The organism is uncultured Sphaerotilus sp. (assembly GCF_963924895.1).
Taxonomy (GTDB): Bacteria; Pseudomonadota; Gammaproteobacteria; order Burkholderiales; family Burkholderiaceae_C; genus Sphaerotilus.
The window spans coordinates 165,431-182,480 of the sequence record NZ_CAWURG010000003.1 but is presented as its reverse complement, the minus strand read 5'-3'; the positions used below and the strand labels follow the sequence as shown (position 1 = coordinate 182,480).

The following is a 17,050-nucleotide window of genomic DNA, read 5'->3' as shown; positions in this document are numbered from 1 at the left end:
GCGGCTACAGTTCGCCTCAGTTCCCGACCCCCTTCGACCGTTCTGGAGATATCGCCTTGGCTTCCACGGAACCGTTCTTCAATCTGTACACCCACGGCTTTGCCCGTGTCGCCGTGGCGGTGCCCGTCTGCCGTGTGGCCGATCCGGCGTTCAACGCACAGCAGACCATCGCGCTGCACCACCAGGCCGCTGCCCAGGGCGCCGTGCTGGTCGCGTTCCCGGAGCTGGGCCTGTCCGCCTATTCCTGCGACGACCTGTTCCACCAGCGCGCGCTGCTCGACGGCTGCGAGCGGGCCCTCGCGGCGGTGATCGCGGCCTCGATCGGCGTCCACGCGGTCGCCGTGGTGGGCCTGCCGCTGCGGGTCGACCATGCGCTGTTCAACGTCGCGGCCGTGGTGCTCAACGGCCGCCTGCTCGGCGTCGTGCCCAAGACCTTCCTGCCGAACTACGGCGAGTTCTACGAGGCGCGCCAGTTCGCGCCGGCCACGCAGGCAATCTCCACCGAGGTGACGCTCTGCGGCCAGACGGTGCCCTTCGGCGCCCAGATGCTGTTCGACGCGGGCGCCGGTGTGCCGGGGCTGAAGTTCCACATCGAGATCTGCGAGGACGTGTGGGTGCCGATCCCGCCCTCGTCGTTTGCCGCGCTCGCCGGGGCGACGGTGCTGGTGAACCTTTCGGCCTCGAACGTCACCATCGGCAAGGCCGACTACCGCCAGGCGCTGGTGGCGCAGCAGTCGGCGCGCTGTGTCGCGGCCTACCTCTACAGCTCGGCCGGCTACGGCGAGTCGACCACCGACCTCGCCTGGGACGGCCACGCGCTGATCTGCGAGAACGGCACCATGCTGGCCGAGTCCGAGCGCTTCCGCATGGACGCCCAGCTGCTCACCGCCGACGTCGATCTGGAGCGCCTCTCGCGCGAGCGGATGCGCCAGACCAGCTACGCCGCCTCCGCTGCGCGTCACCGCAGCGAGGTCGCCGCGTTCCGCACCGTGCCTGTCCCTCTGAAGCGGCCGGACGACGCCGAGCTGCCGCTGCGGCGCTGGGTCGACCGATTTCCTTACGTGCCCTCCGACCCGCGCAGCCTCGACGCGCGCTGCGAGGAGGTCTACAACATCCAGGTGCAGGCGCTGGCCAAGCGGCTGCAGTCCTCGGGCGTGAAGCAGCTGGTGATCGGCGTCTCGGGCGGGCTGGACTCGACGCACGCGCTGCTGGTCTGCGCCAAGACCATGGACCGGCTCGGCCTGCCGCGCACCAACATCCGCGCCTACACCATGCCCGGTTACGCCACCAGCGGGCGCACGCTCGACCAGGCGCTGCGGCTGATGGAGTCGCTCGGCTGTGCGGCGCAGACCATCGATATCCGCCCGAGCTGCCAGCAGATGCTCGACGACATCGACCACCCCTTCGCCGATGGCGAGCCGCAGTACGACATCACCTTCGAGAACGTGCAGGCCGGCGAGCGCACCAGCCACCTGTTCCGCCTGGCCAACCACCACAGCGCGATGGTGGTTGGCACCGGCGACCTGAGCGAGATGGCGCTGGGCTGGTGCACCTACGGCGTGGGCGACCACATGTCGCACTACAACGTCAACGCCAGCGTGCCCAAGACGCTCATCAAGCACCTCGTGCGCTGGGTGGCGGGCAAGGGCGAGTTCGGGCCGGACTGCAGCCAGACGCTGATCGACGTGGTCGAGACCGAGATCAGCCCGGAACTCGTGCCCGGCAGCGCGGACGGACAGCCGCAGCAGTCGAGCGAGTCGAGCGTCGGCCCCTACGAGCTGCAGGACTTCCACCTCTACTACACACTGCGTTTCGGCTTCGCGCCGTCCAAGGTGGCCTTCCTCGCGCTGCACACCTGGGGCGACGCGCAGGCCGGCCGCTGGCCCGAGGGCATCGGCGCGCACAACGCCTACCCGCTGCCGGAGATCAAGCGCCACCTGCGCACCTTCCTGTGGCGCTTCTTCAAGACCAGCCAGTTCAAGCGCAGCTGCGTGCCGAATGCGCCGAAGGTCGGCTCGGGCGGCTCGCTCTCGCCGCGCGGTGACTGGCGCGCGCCAAGCGATGCAGAAGCCACGGTCTGGTTGGGCGATCTGGACCACGTGCCCGACTGAGCCGGTGCCCGCGGCCACAATGCGCGGTTCCATTCCGTCCCTGGCCCGCCTTGCAGCGGGCCTGCATTCTTCGTTGCACTGGATCCGCATGTCGCCGCGCTCCCTGACCTCCCTTGCTGCCGCCCTGGTGGCCTTGACCGGCTGCGCCCACGGGCCGACCGCGACGGCTCCGGTCGCTGCAGCCTCCGCGTCTGCTCCAGTGGCCGCTGCCAGCAGTCCAGCCAGTGCTGCCAGCGCCCCGGCGGGTGTCGCACCCGCAGCCGGTGCGCCGGCCGCCGCGGCCACGCCCGTCGCCCCCAATCCGCTGCCGCCGTTCGCGCTGGTGACCCGCGACGCACGTCGCTTCGGCGGCATGATCACCGCGTGGCAGAAGGACGAGAAGGTCTGGCTGGAACTGTCGGAGCACGATTTCAACGTGCCCTTTTTCCTGTCGCCCAAGATCGCCAGCGGCATCGGTGAGGGTGGCGTGCTCGGCGGCCTGATGGGCGGACGCACGGGGGCAGGGCGGGCGCAGTGGGTCGAGTTCCGCCGGGTCCACAACCAGGTGCAGCTCATCGCGCGCAACGCGCAGTACGTCGCCAAGGCCGGCACGCCCGAGGCCCGCGCCGTGGCGGCTGCCTTCTCGCCCAGCCTGCTGGGCAGCACGGTGGTCGCCAGCCAGCCGCACCCGGACCGCAAGACCGTGCTGGTCGACGCCAGCGCGCTGTTCATGGGGGACATGCTCGGCATCGGCGCCCAGTTGCAGCGCAGCTTCCGCCAGGGCTACAGCATTGACCAGCGCAACTCGGCGATCACGGCCGTGCGTGCCCAGCCCGATCTGCTGGTCGTGCAGGTGCAGAGCCATTTCGCCACCGCCGCGCTGAGCGAAGGCCAGCCCGGCGCAGCCATCAGCCCGACCGTTCCGAAGACGCTGCCAGATGCGCGCAGCCTGTTCGTGCAGCTGCACTACTCGCTGTCGCGCCTCCCCGAGAAGCCGATGGCGCCACGCGCCGCCGACGCCCGCATCGGCCATTTCCTCTCCACCGTCGACGACTACAGCGACGACACCGCCCGCACCCCGCGCCTGCGCCACATCCACCGCTGGCGCCTGGAGAAGCAGGACCCGGCCGCCGCGCTGTCGTCGCCGGTCAAGCCGATCACCTACTGGATCGACCGCAGCGTGCCCGAGCGCTACCGGGCGCCGATCACCGCCGGCATCCTGGAGTGGAACAAGGCCTTCGAGAAGATTGGCTTCAAGGACGCCATCGTGGTCCAGGTCCAGCCGGACGACGCCACGTTCGACACCCTGGACACCGGCATCGCCTCGATCCGCTGGATGACCAATGCCAGTGCGATGTTCGGCGCGGTCGGCCCAGTGCACGTGGACCCGCGCAGCGGCGAGATCCTCGATGCGGACATCGCCATCGAGAGCCTGAGTTCGCGCGCCATCCGCACGCTGCAGTCGCAGGTGCTGGCGCATCCCGGCGTGGACGACTGGCTGGCGCTGATGCAGGCCCGCGACGCGCAGCGCGAGCGCCCAGCGACCGCCGCAGCCTTCGCCCGGCCCTTCGTACTGAACAACCTTGGCGACCTGTGCCAGCACGCCGACGCGGCGGGCGAACAGCTGAGCTACGCGCTGGACGTGCTGGCGCTGCGCGATGGCGCGGACCCGGCCGGCCCCGAAGCGCGGGCCTTCGTCGAGGCCTACCTCAAGGACGTCACGATGCACGAGGTCGGCCACACGCTGGGCCTGCGCCACAATTTCCGGGCGTCGCACGTCTACAGCGAGGCGCAGCTGTCCGATCCCGAGTTCACGCGCACCCACGCCCTGTCCGGCTCGGTGATGGACTACTCGGCGGTCAATCTGCCGGGGCGCGGCCAGCCGGCGGTCGCGCCCTTCCTGACGACGATCGGGCCGTACGACGACTGGGCCATCGAATACGCCTACCGGACCTTGCCGGCCGGTCAGGAAACCGCTGAACTCGGCCGCATCGCCGGCCGCAGCGGCGAGCCGGAACTGGCCTACGGCAGCGACGAGGACAACCTGTTCGGCATCGACCCCGAGTCGCTGCAGGGGGACCTGGGCAGCAATCCGGTGGCCTTTGCGCGCAAGCGCATCGGCATCGCGCGCGATCTGCTGCGCCGGCTGGAGGCCCGGCCGGTGGCCGAGGCCGACTTCGCCACGCTGCGCCGTGGCGTGTCCTACGCCGTGCGCGACGTGGCGCGGGTCAGCGGCACCCTGCTGCGCCAGATCGGCGGCCTGCGCACGCTGCGCGACGCGCCGGGCACCGGCCGCGATCCGCTGACCCCCGTGCCGGCGGCGCAGCAGCGCGAGGCGTTCGACACCCTGGTGGCCGAGGTGCTGTCGCCGGACAGCCTGACGGTCTCGCCGAGCCTGCAGCGCCGGCTGGCGCCGGACTACCTGGAGCGCGCGGATGCGCTGTTCAGTGGCAGCAGCACCGTGGCGACCGACTTCACGCCGCAGACCCAGCTGTCGGACCTGCAGCGCGGGGTGCTGGCGCAGCTGATGAGCGAGGGCGTGGCCGTGCGCCTGCTCGACAGCGCCGCCAAGGCGAGCGATCCGGCCCAGAGCCTGACGCTGGCCGAGCTGAACCGGCGCCTCGACGCCGAGGTCTGGGCCGATCTGGCGCCGGGTCACGGCGACATTCCGGCGATGCGCCGGGCGCTCCAGCGCGAGCACACGACCCGCCTGATCGGCCTGCTGATGCAGCCCGCACAGGTCGGTCGCGTGGAATTGCGCACGCTCCTGCGGCGCCGTGTAGAGGATCTGCTCGCAAGGTTACGTTCGGTACGTTATCGTTCCGACTGGTCTGCAGAGACTGCCGCGCACCTGCAGGACAGCATCGACATGCTGCGCGAGGCACTGCAGGCCAGGGTGGTACGACCGAATGTGTGAAGGACGTGTCGTTCGAGGGGTGGCCGGTGGCACGGCCAACCTTGAATCGCGGGCCCCCGGAACCTTCGAATGAAGGTCCGTTTTTGCAACATTCGGCGCCCAGGCGCACGTTCAGGGCCGGATTGCGGGATCCGGCTCCCCTGCTCGCAGGCACGTCATGCAGGCTCTTGCATTTCGACGTCTGTGTGACGAGACGTGATGTATTTCGCAAAACGTAGACCTTGAACAGAATCGGGGCATCGACCAGACCGGAGCCCGTCCCCGATGTTTTCTCTCCACCACACCCGTCGCCTGCTTGCCGATCTGACTGTTGGCACCCGACTGGGCATGGGCTTTGGCGCCCTGATCGCCCTGATGCTGGTGCTGACGCTGTTTGGCGTCTATGCACTGCAGGACAACACCGTGCACGTCGCGCAGCTCGGCACCGTGTCCGCCGCGCAGATCGCCCAGCTCCAGGCGCAGCAGCAGGAGTGGATCGTGCTGCTCGGCTCGCTCGGTGCGCTGGCGCTGCTGGGCGGCTCGCTGATTGCCTGGACGCTGGTCGACAGCGTGAAGTGGCCGCTGGACCGCGCCGTGGACATGGCCGAGCGCCTGGCCGACGGCGAGGACCACCACCCGGCCGACGCGCACCAGCAGGACGAGTTCGGCCACCTGCTGCGCGCGATGACGGACATCCGCCGCCGGCTGCATGCCGCGACGCAGGAAGCCGCGCAGGTCACCGCCCAGGCGGTGCCGGCCCAGGCGGTCGCTGCAGTGGACGAGGGCGGGCTGGTCGTGGCCACGACCGCCGCACTGTCCGACGTCGATCAGCCGCTGCAGGTGTCGGTGCGCACGGCGCAGGAAATGCTCAGTGTCGCGGTGACCGCGGCGCAGCGGGGCGGCGAGGTCGTCTCGCAGGTCGTGGCCAACATGGACGACATCCGTGCGGCCAGCCGCGAGATCTTCGAGATCATCGGCAAGATCGACAACATCGCCTTCCAGACCAATCTGCTGGCGCTGCACGCGGCGGTGGAAGCGGCCCAGGCGGGCGAGAAGGGCAAGGGATTCGCCCAGGTGGCGGGCGAGGTGCGTGCGCTGGCGGTGCGGGCGGCCAACGCGGCCAAGGAGATCAAGACGCTGGTGCATGCCTCGGCGGAGAAGGTCGAGTTCGGCGGCCAGCTGGCGCGCGACGCCGACCTGACGATGGACGCCATCGTTGTCTCGGTGCAGCGCATGACCGACCTGGTCGAGCAGCGCCGCCAGCATCCGCAGCTCGGCGGCCCGATCGCCGCGCAGCCGGAACAGGACGTGCTGCTGCTGGACCGCCTCAACGCCAGCAACGCCACGATGGTCGCCGAGAGCGCGTCCACCGCCGAGGCCCTGCGCCTGCAGGCCGAGCGGCTGCAGAAGGTGGTCAGCGCCTTCCAGATGCTGCAGCAGACCCAGGAAGCCGCCTGGAACGCCCACCACGCCATCGCCAGCGCCCGCCAGCGGGCCAAGGGCCAGCAGGTCACGCCGATGCCGCCGTTCCCGTCGTCCGACTGGGGCACGCTCGACGAGAACCGCCAGGCCGCTGCCCGCCTGCGCCGCCGCACGGACGACGGTGGTGACGGCAATGGCAGCGGTGGCGACTCGACGACCTACTGAACCGGAACCCGGCCGCCGAACCCGGTGGCGCTCAGACCGGCTCGGTCCGCGCCACCAGCCAGTCCAGCGCGGCACCCGACAGCCGTGGGGCCAAGCGGCGGCGCACCTCGGCGTGGTAGCCGTTCAGCCACTGGCGCTCGTCGTCGCGCAGCAGGCCGTGGTCGAGGCAGCGGGTGTCGATCGGACACAGCGTCAGCGTCTCGAACGCCAGGTACTCGCCAAACTCGTCGGGTTCGCCGACCGAGACATTCAACCCCAGGTTCTCGATGCGGATGCCCCAGCGGCCATCGCGGTACAGCCCCGGCTCGATCGAGGTGATCATGCCCGGCCACATCGCCATCGAGGCGTCTGGCACCGCACGCGAGATGCTCTGCGGCCCTTCATGCACGTTCAGGAAGTAGCCCACGCCGTGCCCCGTGCCGTGGCCGAAATCCAGCCCAGCCTCCCACAGCGGCGCGCGGGCCAGCGTGTCGAGGTGCGGTGACAGCGTGCCAGCGGGGAAGCGGGCGCGCGAGAGGTTGATCGTGCCCTTGAGCACGCGGGTGTAGTCGGCCCGCTGCGCTGCGCTCGGCGTGCCGATCGGCCAGACGCGGGTGATGTCGGTGGTGCCGCCCAGGTACTGCGCGCCGGAGTCGATCAGCAGCAGCCCTTCGGCGACGAGGCCGTCCGGCGTCGAGATCCAGGCGAAGGATTCCGGGGTCGCGCGGTAATGCGGCATCGCGCCATTGGCGTTGAAGCCGGCGATGGTCGGGAAGCTCAGCGAGACGAAGCCCGGCTGGCGCGTCCGCGCTTCCGTCAGGCGCTCGTCGATGGTCAGCTCGCTGATCGCCTCGTGGCCGAGGGCGGCTTCGAACCACGCGTAGAACGCGCACATCGCCGCGCCGTCCACCTCCATCGCCTCGCGCACGAAAGCGGCCTCGGCGGCGGTCTTGCGGCTCTTGGCGAGCGTGCTCGGGTTGATGGACTCGACGACGCGCACCCTCGCCGGCACCGCCTGCCGCAGCCCCAGCGTGATGCGCTTGGGATCGACCAGCAGCGTGGCGCCGTCCGGCAGCCGCGCCAGCGCCGCGCGGGCGTCCGCGTAGTCGGCCAGCACCACGCCGTCCGCGGCCAGCCGCGCCTGCAGGTCCGCATCGATCTTGCCGGCGCCGACAAAGAGCGTCGCGGCCTGGGCGTCGATCAGCAGGTGGGCGAGGAAGACGGGGTTGTAGTCCACGTCGGCGCCGCGCAGGTTGGTGATCCAGGCGATGTCGTCCACGGTGGAGACGAGGTGGTGGCCGGCCCCCGCCCGCGCCATGCCGGCGCGCACGGCGGCGAGCTTCTCGGCGCGTGACACGGCGGCGTGGGGCACGCGGTGTTCAAAGACCGGCGCGGCGGGCAGGCCCGGACGGCCCGGCCAGGCCTCGTCCAGCACATCCAGCTCGGTGCGCAGCACGATGCCACGGACGCTCAGTGCATCGCCGAGTTGCTTGGCCGCTGCCAGCCCCAGCACGGCGGCGTCCACCGCCAGCACATCACCCTGGGCCAGCGTCTGCGCGATCCAGTCGAGGTGGTGGGTCGCGGCGCCGGTCGGGATCTTCACCAGCTCGACCGTGGTGCCGGCCAGCTCCGCCTCGGCCTGCGTCCAGTAGCGGCTGTCGGCGAAGACGGCGGCGCGGGTCGGTGTCACCACCAGCGTGCCCATCGAGCCGGTGAAGCCCGAGAAGCGCACGCGGCCCTGCCAGCGCTCGGGCAGGTATTCCGAGAGGTGCGGATCGGCGGACGGCACCAGCACGGAGGCCAGTCCGTGGTGCTGCAGGCGGGTGCGCAGCAGCGCCAGTCGTTCGGGAACGGGGGAGGTGTTGGCGTGCGTCATGGCGGTGTTGGGGGTCAGGTCGGAGAAGTCACGGGCACATCGGGTGTTCCGTCGAGCCGCTGGCGCACCAGCGTGATGTGGCTGCGCAGCGAGTACAGCTCGTCCGCATAGGACAGCGGCACCGGCAGGCGCTCGACATGTTCCTCGATCCCGTCCAGATCCTGGCGGAGCAGGGTGGCGCTGCGCGTGCCATCGGTGATGTGCTGCTCGATCTCGCGCAGGCTGCCGTACCAGCGGAAGATGCGCGAGCGGATGCGGAAGTTGTAAAGCGGCGGCACCACCCTGGAGAGCGGAATCAGCACCGCGATGATCGACACCAGCACCACCCACATCCGGTCCACCAGATTGGCCATCCAGAAGCTGACATGGCGCTGCAGCACCGGCTCGCCGGTGGCGTAGAAGCGCTGGGCCTCGGGTGCCAGCGGGTAGTCGCCGCCCACGCCCTTGGGGAACTCGCCCTTGGACTGGAACCAGTTAGGCTCGCCGTGGATCTTGCGCGCGGCCTGCACCAGCAATTGCTGCAAGGCCGGATGGGTGTCGTTGCGCACCACCAGCATCGCGGTGGCCGCGACCAGCCGCACGTCCTGCGCCGGCAGGTCCTTGGCCAGATCGACCACCCCGCGCGGCAGCCCGACCGGCGACACCTGCGGCACGCGCCGCGCATAGGCCTCGGCCTGCGCGAAGTCGAGCAGCCGGATGCCGGGCGTGATCAGCAGCATCCGCACGATCGGCGATTCGGGCGCCGAGACCATCGCCATCGCGTCGATCTCGCCGGCCAGCAGCGCGACGACCGCCGGTGTGGTTGCCAGCCGGGTCAGCGGCATGGAGGCGGTGTCCAGCCCGTTCGCGTCCAGCAGGCGGCGCATCAGGTTGGTCACGCCGCTGCCGTCCTGCCCGACGTTCAGGCGCCAGCCGGCCATCTGCGACAGGCTGTCGAGCGTTTCGCGGCCGAGCTTGGCCTTGGAGAAGTCCTCGCGGTAGAACACCCAGACCGGCTCGCGGAACAGGCTGCCCAGGCTCAGCAACGGGTCGTCCGGGGCCTCGTCGCCGAGCCGGACCTCGTCGGAGCCGCCCTGCACGAAGGCGGCGTCCACGTCGCCGCTTTTCAGCAGCTGCAGGTTTTCCAGCGAGCCCTGCGTCGGCTTGAGAACGACCTCGATGCCGTACTTGCCCAGGGCCTGCTGGTAGCGCGCGCCGAACTCGGCGTAGGCGCCTTGCGCGGTGCCCGTGGCCAGCACCATGCGGCGTGGCGGGTTCGGGTTGAGCATGACGTAGGCCACCCACACCAGCCCGACCGCCAGCAACAGCACCGGCCCGCCGGTGATCAGCATTTCCTTCAGCGAGATGAGGGCGGAGCGCACGCGCAGCAGTGCGGTGCCGGTGTGGCGCATCAGGGGGCGGGTGAGGGTGCTCATGGGGTCACATCGTCGCGGATTGGCGGCTGCGCCACCAGAGTTCGGCGCTGAACAGCGCGCAGGCCGCCCAGATGATGACAAACCCTTGCGCCCGTGCGCCGGCAAAGGGCTCGTGGAACAGCCAGACACCGAGCGCGAGCTGGATGGTCGGCCCGATGTACTGCAGCATGCCCAGCAGGCTCAGCGGAATGCGCCGCGCGCCGCCAGCGAACAGCAGCAGCGGCACGGCGGTGAGCGGCCCGGCGGCCATCAGCAGCCATTGCAGGTCGAAGGGGGCACCCGGAAAGACCGATTGGCCATTGGCCACCGCCCAGCCGAGGCCGGCCAGCGCCAGCGGGCCGAGCAGCAGGGTCTCCAGCGTCAGCCCTTCGAGCGCGCCGAGCGTGGCGGTCTTGCGCAGCAGGCCGTAGGACGAGAAGCTGGCGGCCAGGATGAGCGCGATCCACGGCGGCGTGCCCTGTGCCCAGGTGAGCCAGGCGACGCCGGCCGCCGCCGTGGCCACCGCGCCCCACTGCGCCGGGCGCAGCCGCTCCTTCAGCACCAGCCAGCCGGTCAGCACATTGACCAGCGGGGTGATGAAGTACCCCAGGCTGGCGTCCACCACCCGGTCGTGGCTGACGGCCCAGATGTAGACGTACCAGTTGGTGCCGATCAGCGCGGACGAGGCGAGGAACAGCCCGACCACGCGGGGGTTGCGCAGCGCCGGGCCGAGCCAGCCCCAGTGCCGCCGCGCGGTGAGCACGCCGAGCAGGAACAGCAGGGACCAGACCACGCGGTGCGCCAGCACTTCGAGTGCGGCCACACCATGCAGGAGCCGGAAATACAGCGGAAACAGCCCCCAGATCACATAGGCCAGCGCGGCCTGCAGGATGCCATGGCGCATCAGATGGGACCGGGCGTCCGCCAGCGGACAGGAAACGATTGGACAGAGGGCATGGGTGCAAGGATACCTGCGCGCTGCATGCCGGCCCGTCACCGGCGGACACCGTCCAGCGGTGACAAAATGCAAGGAAACGGCCAGTGACGGGACGCACCATGATGAAGAGCGGGAACAACGGCGACAAGGCGAGGAACGGCGAGCGGGGGCACCGGCGGCGGCTGGCTGGCTGTCTGTTGCTGGCGCTGGCCTGTCCGTTGACGGCCTGCGGACGCGAGGAGTCGGCCGTTCCGCGGCCCGTCGCCGCCCGGGGCACGCTGCTGCCGGATGAACAGGCCGTGGTGACGCTGTTCGAGCAGTCGGCGCCCTCGGTGGCCTACATCACGACGGAAACCGTGCAGCGCGGCACCTTCGGCGGCGCGGAGGTCAGTCAGGGCGCGGGCTCGGGCTTCGTCTGGGACAGCGTCGGGCATGTCGTGACCAACTTCCACGTGGTCAAGGACGCGCGCAAGGTCTTCGTCCGGCTGGACGCCGGCAAGCCGATCGAGGCCGAGCCGGTCGGCGGTGCGCCCGAATACGACCTGGTGGTGCTGCGGCTGAAGACGGTGCCGAAAAACCTGCGCCCGGTGCCGGTGGGCAGCTCGCGCGACCTGCGCATCGGCCAGACGGTCTACGCCATCGGCAATCCCTTCGGGCTGCAGCGCACGCTGACCAAGGGCCTGGTCAGCGCGCTGGACCGGGAACTGCCGACGGCGAATTTCCGCGAAGTCGCGGGCGTGATCCAGACCGACGCGGCGATCAACCCCGGCAACTCGGGCGGCCCGCTGCTGGACAGCGCAGGCAGGCTGATCGGCGTGAATTCGGCGATCCGCTCGACCAGTGGCTCGTCGTCGGGCATCGGCTTCGCGATTCCGGTCGATCTGGTGAACCGGGTGGTGCCCTCGCTGATCAACCGCGGCCACGCGCCCTTGCCGGGCATCGGGGTGACGCCGATCTCGCCGGACCAGGTGGCGCGGGCGGGGATCACGGGGGTGGTGCTCGCGGCAGTCGGACGCGGCACGCCCGCCGCGTCGGCCGGTCTGGTGCCCTACAACCCGCAGACGGGCGATCTCGGCGACGTCATCGTCGGGGTCAATGGCAAGCCGGTGGAGACGCTGTCGACCTTCGTCGGCGAGCTGGAGCGGGCGGGGATCGACTCCACGGTGGAGCTGACCGTGCGGCGCAGCGAGAAGGAACGCAAGGTGCGGGTCAAGGTGATCGACCTGCGGGCCTGATCAGGACTTGTTCAGCTCGACCAGCCCCGACCGCCAGGAAATCCAGGCCAAATAGAACAGCCGGTGCGCCTTGCACAGCAGCATGGGGTCCTTCCGCATGCCCTGGGTCGTCCGGGTGGTCACGGGCCGTTCCGGCACCGGTTTTTCGTACATGAAAAACGACAGCCCCATGGACTTGTAAGACGAGGCACCGACACGCCGGTAGGCCGCCTGTTCGTAGAACGCGAGGGCCGGCGTGTTGTCGGTGAGGCACTGCAGTGCGACTTTGCGGAAGCCGATCTCGGTGGCCAGTTGTTCGCAGAACCCCAGCATCTCGCCGGCAATGCCCTGGCCGCGAAGCTCCGAGTCCACGGCGATCATGTTCAGCCAGAGCGCGCCCTCCGCGGGGCGCGGCTGCACGTGGATGAACGCCGCGATGCGGCCCTGGCGCCTCGCCACGTAGAACCCCGGTCGTTCATAGCACAGCCAGTACCGCAGCGAAGACTCCGAGATCAGGTGCCTGAAATTGTCGGACACCAGCTGGTGCACCGCGCGGAAGTCCTGGAGGCGGCATGGGCGGATCGACATGTTGACCTCATTGGAACGAATTGGTATCAATTCATCAGTCGCAGTGTCTCCGGATGCCGCTGCATGTACACCCGCACATACGAGCAGCTGGGCCGGACCTTCAGCCCTTCCGCCGCAGCCCACGCCAGCGCCTCGGCCACCAGCGCCGCGGCGATGCCCCGGCCTTCGAGCGCCCGTGGGACGCCGGTGTGGTTGAGGTCCACCACGCCGGGGCTGCGTCGGTAGCTGGCGACGCAGAGCTGGCCGTCCACGGTGGCCTCGAAGCGCGAGGCCGCTTCGTTGTGGGTGACGGGGAAGGTGGCTGCGGTCATGTAGTCAGCGCTCTGAAGCGGTCCAGGGAATGTCGATCACCGGAGGAACCCGGCTGTCGGTGTCGCGCGGCACGACGCCCGCGCGGTCGATCGCGTCCAGCACGGCCTGGTCCCAGTCGGCCTGGCCGCTGGACTTGATCAGCTCGCGCGACAGGATGGTGCCGTCCGGCGCCACGCGCAGGCGCACTACCGCCGGGATCGAGCCAATGTTGCGGCCGGTGTAGACCAGCTTGGGCTTGAAGTAGGCGCGCAGGCGGCCGGCATAGCCCGCGGACGGGCCGGAGGACTGCGCGGCGTTGCCCCCACCGCTGCCGGTGCCCGGCGTGGCGCGGGACGAGGTCGGCGGCGCGGCGTCATCGCTGCCTTCGCCGAGCTGTTTCTGCAGGCGCTTGAGGTTGTCCTCGCGGGCCTTGGCGGTCTTCTCCTGCTGCGCGGCGGCTTTGGCTTTTTCGGCGGCTGCGGCCTTGTCGGCTTCCTTGGCGGCGGCCTTTTCAGCGGCTTTCTCTGCAGCTTTCTCTGCCGCCTTGCGGTCGGCTTCCTTCTGCTCGGCCTTCTCCCGCTCGCGTTCCTTTTCTTTCTCTTTTTCCTTCAGCTTGTCCTTGGCCGCCTTGTCGGCTTTGGCCGCTTTTTCGGCTTTCTCCGCCTTGTCCTGTCTGGCCTGTTCGAGCTTCGCCAGCTTCTCGGCCTCTTCGGCTTCGCGGCGGCGCTTGTCGGCCTTCTCGCGGGCGATGTCGGCCTCGCGCGGGGCGGGCGGCGGGGGAGGTTCGGCCGCTTTCGGCGCAGGGGCTGGCGGTGGGGGCGGCGGTGGCGGTTTGACGACCGGTGCCGGTGGCTCGGGCGCCGGTGGCGGAGGGACGGGCTCTGCCTTGACCCGCGGGGCAGGCGCGGGCGGCGGCGCCGCGGGGGCCGCCTGCTGCGGCACGGCCGACCACAGCTCGGCGCTGACCGTGGCGATCTCCTCGCGCTTCCACGCCACGCCGAAGGCCAGCGCGGCGATCAGCCCGGCGTGCGCCAGCAGCGCCACCGTGGTGCCGATGCGCAGGCTGTCCGCCGAGGGCGGGTGGCGGATCGGGTCGCGCAGGTGGTCCGGCGGTGGCGGTGGAGGTGACATCGGCCGGGCCATCGTCGCTCAGGCTCCGGTGGTGCGCACAGCCAGTCCCACGCGGGCGATGCCGGCCTTCTGCAGCGTGTCCATCACCTTGACGACGGCTTCATACTTCACACCCTTGTCGGCGGAGATGATGACCGGCGTCTGCGCGGCGTTGGCCCCATCGCCCTGCAGCGCCTTGATGCGCTTGGCCAGCTGCGGCAGCGCGATGCGCTCGCCCTCGGCGTCCGGGTTGCCAGCGTCGGCCTTGCCATCGACCTTGATGCGCAGCAGCTCGCCCGCATCGAGCTGCACCTCGACGATGCGGTCCGGCTGGCGCTGGGCCTTGCCGACGGTGGGCAGGTCGATCACGCCCGGTGTCATCAGCGGCGCGCTCACCATGAAGATGATCAGCAGCACCAGCATCACGTCGATGAACGGGACCATGTTGATCTCGTTGATGGTGCGGCGGCGGCCCGAGCCGCGGCTGCTCACGGCCGGCATGTCAGAGGCGGCCCGGTGCGGAGACCGGGGCAGCGGCAGCGGCGGCGCCGACCGACTGGTTGGCGTTGCGGGCCAGGATGTTGGAGAACTCTTCCATGAAGTTGTCCTGCTGCATCGCGATGCGGTCGATGTCGCGCGCGAAGCGGTTGTAGGCGATCACGGCCGGGATGGCGGCGAACAGGCCGATCGCGGTGGCCACCAGCGCCTCGGCGATGCCGGGGGCCACGGTGGACAGCGAGACCTGCTGCAGGTTCGCTAGTCCCGTGAAGGCATGCATGATCCCCCAGACCGTGCCGAACAGGCCAACGTAGGGCGATACCGAGCCGACGGTGGCGAGGAACGACAGGTGCGACTCGACGACGTCCAGCTCGCGCTGGCAGCTGGCGCGCATGGCACGGCGCGCACCGTCGAGCAGCGCGCCGCCGTCGCTGACCTTGCGCTCGCGCAGTTTCAGGAACTCGCGCATCCCGGCGGTGAAGATGCGCTCCATCGGCGCGGCGTGCTGGGCGTTGCGCTCGCTCTGCTGGTAGAGGTCGTTGACGTGGCGGCCGGACCAGAAGTCGCGCTCGAACTGGTCGTTGCCCTGGCGGACCTTCTTCAGCCCGACGATCTTGCCGAAGATCACCGCCCAGCTGGCCAGCGAAACGGTCAGCAGAATGGCCATCACGAGTTGCACCACCACGCTGGCGTGGAGGATCAGTTGCAGGATATTCAGGTCCTGGTTCATGCGGTTCCGATGGAGGCGAGGAGGTTGGAGGGAATGCGGCGCGGCCGCAGCGTCTGGGCGTCCACGCAGCCGATGCGGATGCGGCCCTCGGCCAGCACCTCGCCGCCGCGCAGCGCCTGCTGGTCGAGCGTCAGACTGGCCTTGCCCGACTCGGCCAGCCGCACGGTGACGACGACCTCGTCGTCCAGGCGCGCCGGGCGCAGATAGCGCACCGCCGTTTCGCTGACGACGAACTGCAGGCCTTCGTCGCGCCGCAGGACTTCCTGCGAGACACCCAGACTGCGGAGCCACTCGGTGCGGCCGCGCTCGAAGAACTTCAGGTAGTTGGCGTAAAAAACCACCCCGCCGGCGTCGGTGTCTTCCCAGTAGATGCGCAGGGGCCAGTGGAAGCTCGGGGGCGCGTCGGCCATGTCGGTCTCGGTGCTCAGGTGTTCAGCCACAGCATCGCCACCACCAGCAGGAGCAGCACGAGCACGGCAGCGAGCAGGGTGCTCAGGACCCAGCTGGGCCGCTCCAGGGTCGTGTCCGGCGGGTCGGGCATGGGTGCCGGGGCGATTGGTGGCGGTGGCTCTGTGCTCAGCAGCAGGGGTGCGACGGTCGATGGCGACTCGGTGAGCGCGCCGGGCGTGGCCTGCGTCGCCAGCCAGGCGCGCAACTCGCGGGCCACCGTGCCGGCGGTGCGCTGGCGCTGCACGGGGTCGATGCTGATGGCCTGCAAGGCGATGGCGGCGAGTGCGGTGGGCACCTCGGGGTTGTACTCGCGGGGTGGCCGCGGGCGGGCGGCGCGCACGGCGGCGCGGATCTCCGCCAGCGAAGTGCCGCCGTAGGGGCGATGACCAGTGAGCAGCTCGTACAGCACGACGCCCAGCGAGTACACGTCCGTGCGCGGATCGCATTCGAGGCCGTCGAACTGCTCGGGGGCGGCGTAGAAGGGCGAGCCCAGCGCCGGCCCGCCCACGGGGTCGGTCTGGTGCAGCAGCTGGGCGATGCCGAAGTCGAGCACCACCGGCCGCGTGCGTCCGACCATGAAGATGTTGGCGGGCTTGATGTCGCGGTGGACCACGCCCTTGCCGTGTGCGTAGCTCAGCGCGTCGGCCACCCGGCGCACGATCAGCGCCGCCTGCTCGGCCGTGGGGCGCCAACCTCCGCGCAGCATCTGCGACAGGTCCTTGCCCCGCAGCAGCTCCATCGCGATGTAGGCGCCGTCCGGGCTGACGCCCGCGTCATGCACCGTCACGATGTGGGCGTGGCTGAGGCGGGCGGCGGCGCGGGCCTCGTCGAGCACGCGCTCGGTGAGGTGCTTGCGCTCGTGTTCCGGCACCGCCAGCGGCAGGGTCTTGACGGCCACGCGACGGGCCAGCACGGTGTCGTAGGCGGCCCAGACCGTGCCCAGCCCGCCCGCGCCCAGCGGCCGCTCCAGCACGTAGCGGCCCATCTGGCCGCTGTAGGCGGGGGTGTCTTCGTCCTCGGCCAGCAGTGGCAGCGGCGAGGGCACGGTGTCCGGCGCCAGACCGGTCGGGTCGGTGCCGAGCAACTGGGTGGATTCGGTGGGCGCCGCGCTCCGCCGCCGCGGTGGCAGCCCGAGGGCCTCGCCGATCTGTTGCTCGAAGGGGATGCTGTCCGGCGGCAAGGCGTCCTCGCCGGCATCGGACAGGCTGCCAGGATTGGTGGGCAACCAGAGGCCGGACACGGTATCGGGCGAGAACGCGTCCGGGGCGTCAGGACGGGTGTCGTCGGGCGTGTGGATCGTCGGGGGCATCAGGCGGGTCATGGGCGGGGACGCTGGGCAGGCCCGGAGGT

General features: G+C 70.3%; 14 protein-coding genes. 4 read left to right on the top strand and 10 right to left on the bottom strand.

Going from position 1 to position 17,050, the window contains the following annotated elements:
- Window positions 1-56 precede the first annotated feature (56 nt).
- The 3 genes from AABN02_RS01590 (at window position 57) to AABN02_RS01580 (ending at window position 6,633) form a co-directional block, all read left to right on the top strand.
- Entirely contained in the window at window positions 57-2,111 is a 2,055-nt protein-coding gene (locus AABN02_RS01590; protein ID WP_338413168.1) for an NAD(+) synthase, read from the top strand.
- A gap of 88 nt (window positions 2,112-2,199) precedes the next feature.
- Window positions 2,200-5,007, top strand: a complete 2,808-nt coding sequence (locus AABN02_RS01585) for a zinc-dependent metalloprotease (RefSeq protein ID WP_338413167.1) — start codon at window positions 2,200-2,202, stop codon at window positions 5,005-5,007.
- Between the two features lie 264 nt (window positions 5,008-5,271).
- Window positions 5,272-6,633 carry a methyl-accepting chemotaxis protein gene (locus tag AABN02_RS01580; RefSeq protein WP_338413166.1) on the top strand — a complete coding sequence of 454 codons (1,362 nt, stop codon included), beginning with the start codon at window positions 5,272-5,274 and terminating at the stop codon, window positions 6,631-6,633.
- Between the two features lie 31 nt (window positions 6,634-6,664).
- On the opposite strand, the gene AABN02_RS01575 is transcribed toward AABN02_RS01580, so the two are convergent.
- Genes AABN02_RS01575 through rarD form a run of 3 tightly spaced genes read right to left on the bottom strand, consistent with a single transcriptional unit; the run spans window position 6,665 to window position 10,786 of the window.
- Window positions 6,665-8,488 (bottom strand): aminopeptidase P family protein, encoded by a 1,824-nt coding sequence (locus tag AABN02_RS01575; protein ID WP_338413165.1) that lies wholly within the window; start codon window positions 8,486-8,488, stop codon window positions 6,665-6,667.
- A gap of 14 nt (window positions 8,489-8,502) precedes the next feature.
- Window positions 8,503-9,903: a TAXI family TRAP transporter solute-binding subunit gene (locus AABN02_RS01570; RefSeq protein ID WP_338413164.1), complete on the bottom strand. Its 1,401-nt coding sequence runs from the start codon at window positions 9,901-9,903 to the stop codon at window positions 8,503-8,505.
- A 4-nt stretch (window positions 9,904-9,907) separates the two neighbouring features.
- The gene (gene rarD / locus AABN02_RS01565) at window positions 9,908-10,786 is read right to left on the bottom strand and encodes an EamA family transporter RarD (RefSeq protein ID WP_338413163.1); all 879 of its coding nucleotides are present in this window, start codon (window positions 10,784-10,786) and stop codon (window positions 9,908-9,910) included.
- A gap of 137 nt (window positions 10,787-10,923) precedes the next feature.
- On the opposite strand from rarD, the gene AABN02_RS01560 reads away from it, so the two are divergent.
- On the top strand, window positions 10,924-12,054 hold the full coding sequence (locus tag AABN02_RS01560; RefSeq protein WP_338413162.1) for a trypsin-like peptidase domain-containing protein: 1,131 nt from the start codon (window positions 10,924-10,926) through the stop codon (window positions 12,052-12,054).
- Here AABN02_RS01560 and AABN02_RS01555 read toward each other — a convergent pair whose 3' ends face one another.
- From AABN02_RS01555 to AABN02_RS01525, 7 genes are read right to left on the bottom strand one after another with little or no spacing between them, the layout of a single operon-like run.
- Window positions 12,055-12,621 carry a GNAT family N-acetyltransferase gene (locus tag AABN02_RS01555; protein WP_338413161.1) on the bottom strand — a complete coding sequence of 189 codons (567 nt, stop codon included), beginning with the start codon at window positions 12,619-12,621 and terminating at the stop codon, window positions 12,055-12,057.
- 26 nt (window positions 12,622-12,647) lie between these two features.
- Entirely contained in the window at window positions 12,648-12,932 is a 285-nt protein-coding gene (locus AABN02_RS01550) for a GNAT family N-acetyltransferase (protein WP_338413160.1), read from the bottom strand.
- Between the two features lie 4 nt (window positions 12,933-12,936).
- Complete coding sequence (gene tolA, locus AABN02_RS01545; protein ID WP_338413159.1) at window positions 12,937-14,043, bottom strand: cell envelope integrity protein TolA; 1,107 nt, start codon at window positions 14,041-14,043, stop codon at window positions 12,937-12,939.
- 18 nt (window positions 14,044-14,061) lie between these two features.
- On the bottom strand, window positions 14,062-14,523 hold the full coding sequence (locus AABN02_RS01540; RefSeq protein WP_338413158.1) for an ExbD/TolR family protein: 462 nt from the start codon (window positions 14,521-14,523) through the stop codon (window positions 14,062-14,064).
- A 1-nt stretch (window position 14,524) separates the two neighbouring features.
- A complete protein-coding gene (gene tolQ / locus AABN02_RS01535) occupies window positions 14,525-15,250 on the bottom strand; it encodes a protein TolQ (protein ID WP_338413157.1) in 726 nt (241 codons plus the stop codon).
- Window positions 15,247-15,660, bottom strand: a complete 414-nt coding sequence (gene ybgC, locus AABN02_RS01530) for a tol-pal system-associated acyl-CoA thioesterase (RefSeq protein WP_338413217.1) — start codon at window positions 15,658-15,660, stop codon at window positions 15,247-15,249. Before ybgC ends, tolQ begins: the two co-directional genes overlap by 4 nt.
- 14 nt (window positions 15,661-15,674) lie before the next feature.
- Window positions 15,675-17,021: a serine/threonine-protein kinase gene (locus tag AABN02_RS01525; protein ID WP_338413156.1), complete on the bottom strand. Its 1,347-nt coding sequence runs from the start codon at window positions 17,019-17,021 to the stop codon at window positions 15,675-15,677.
- Between the last annotated feature and the right edge of the window lie 29 nt (window positions 17,022-17,050).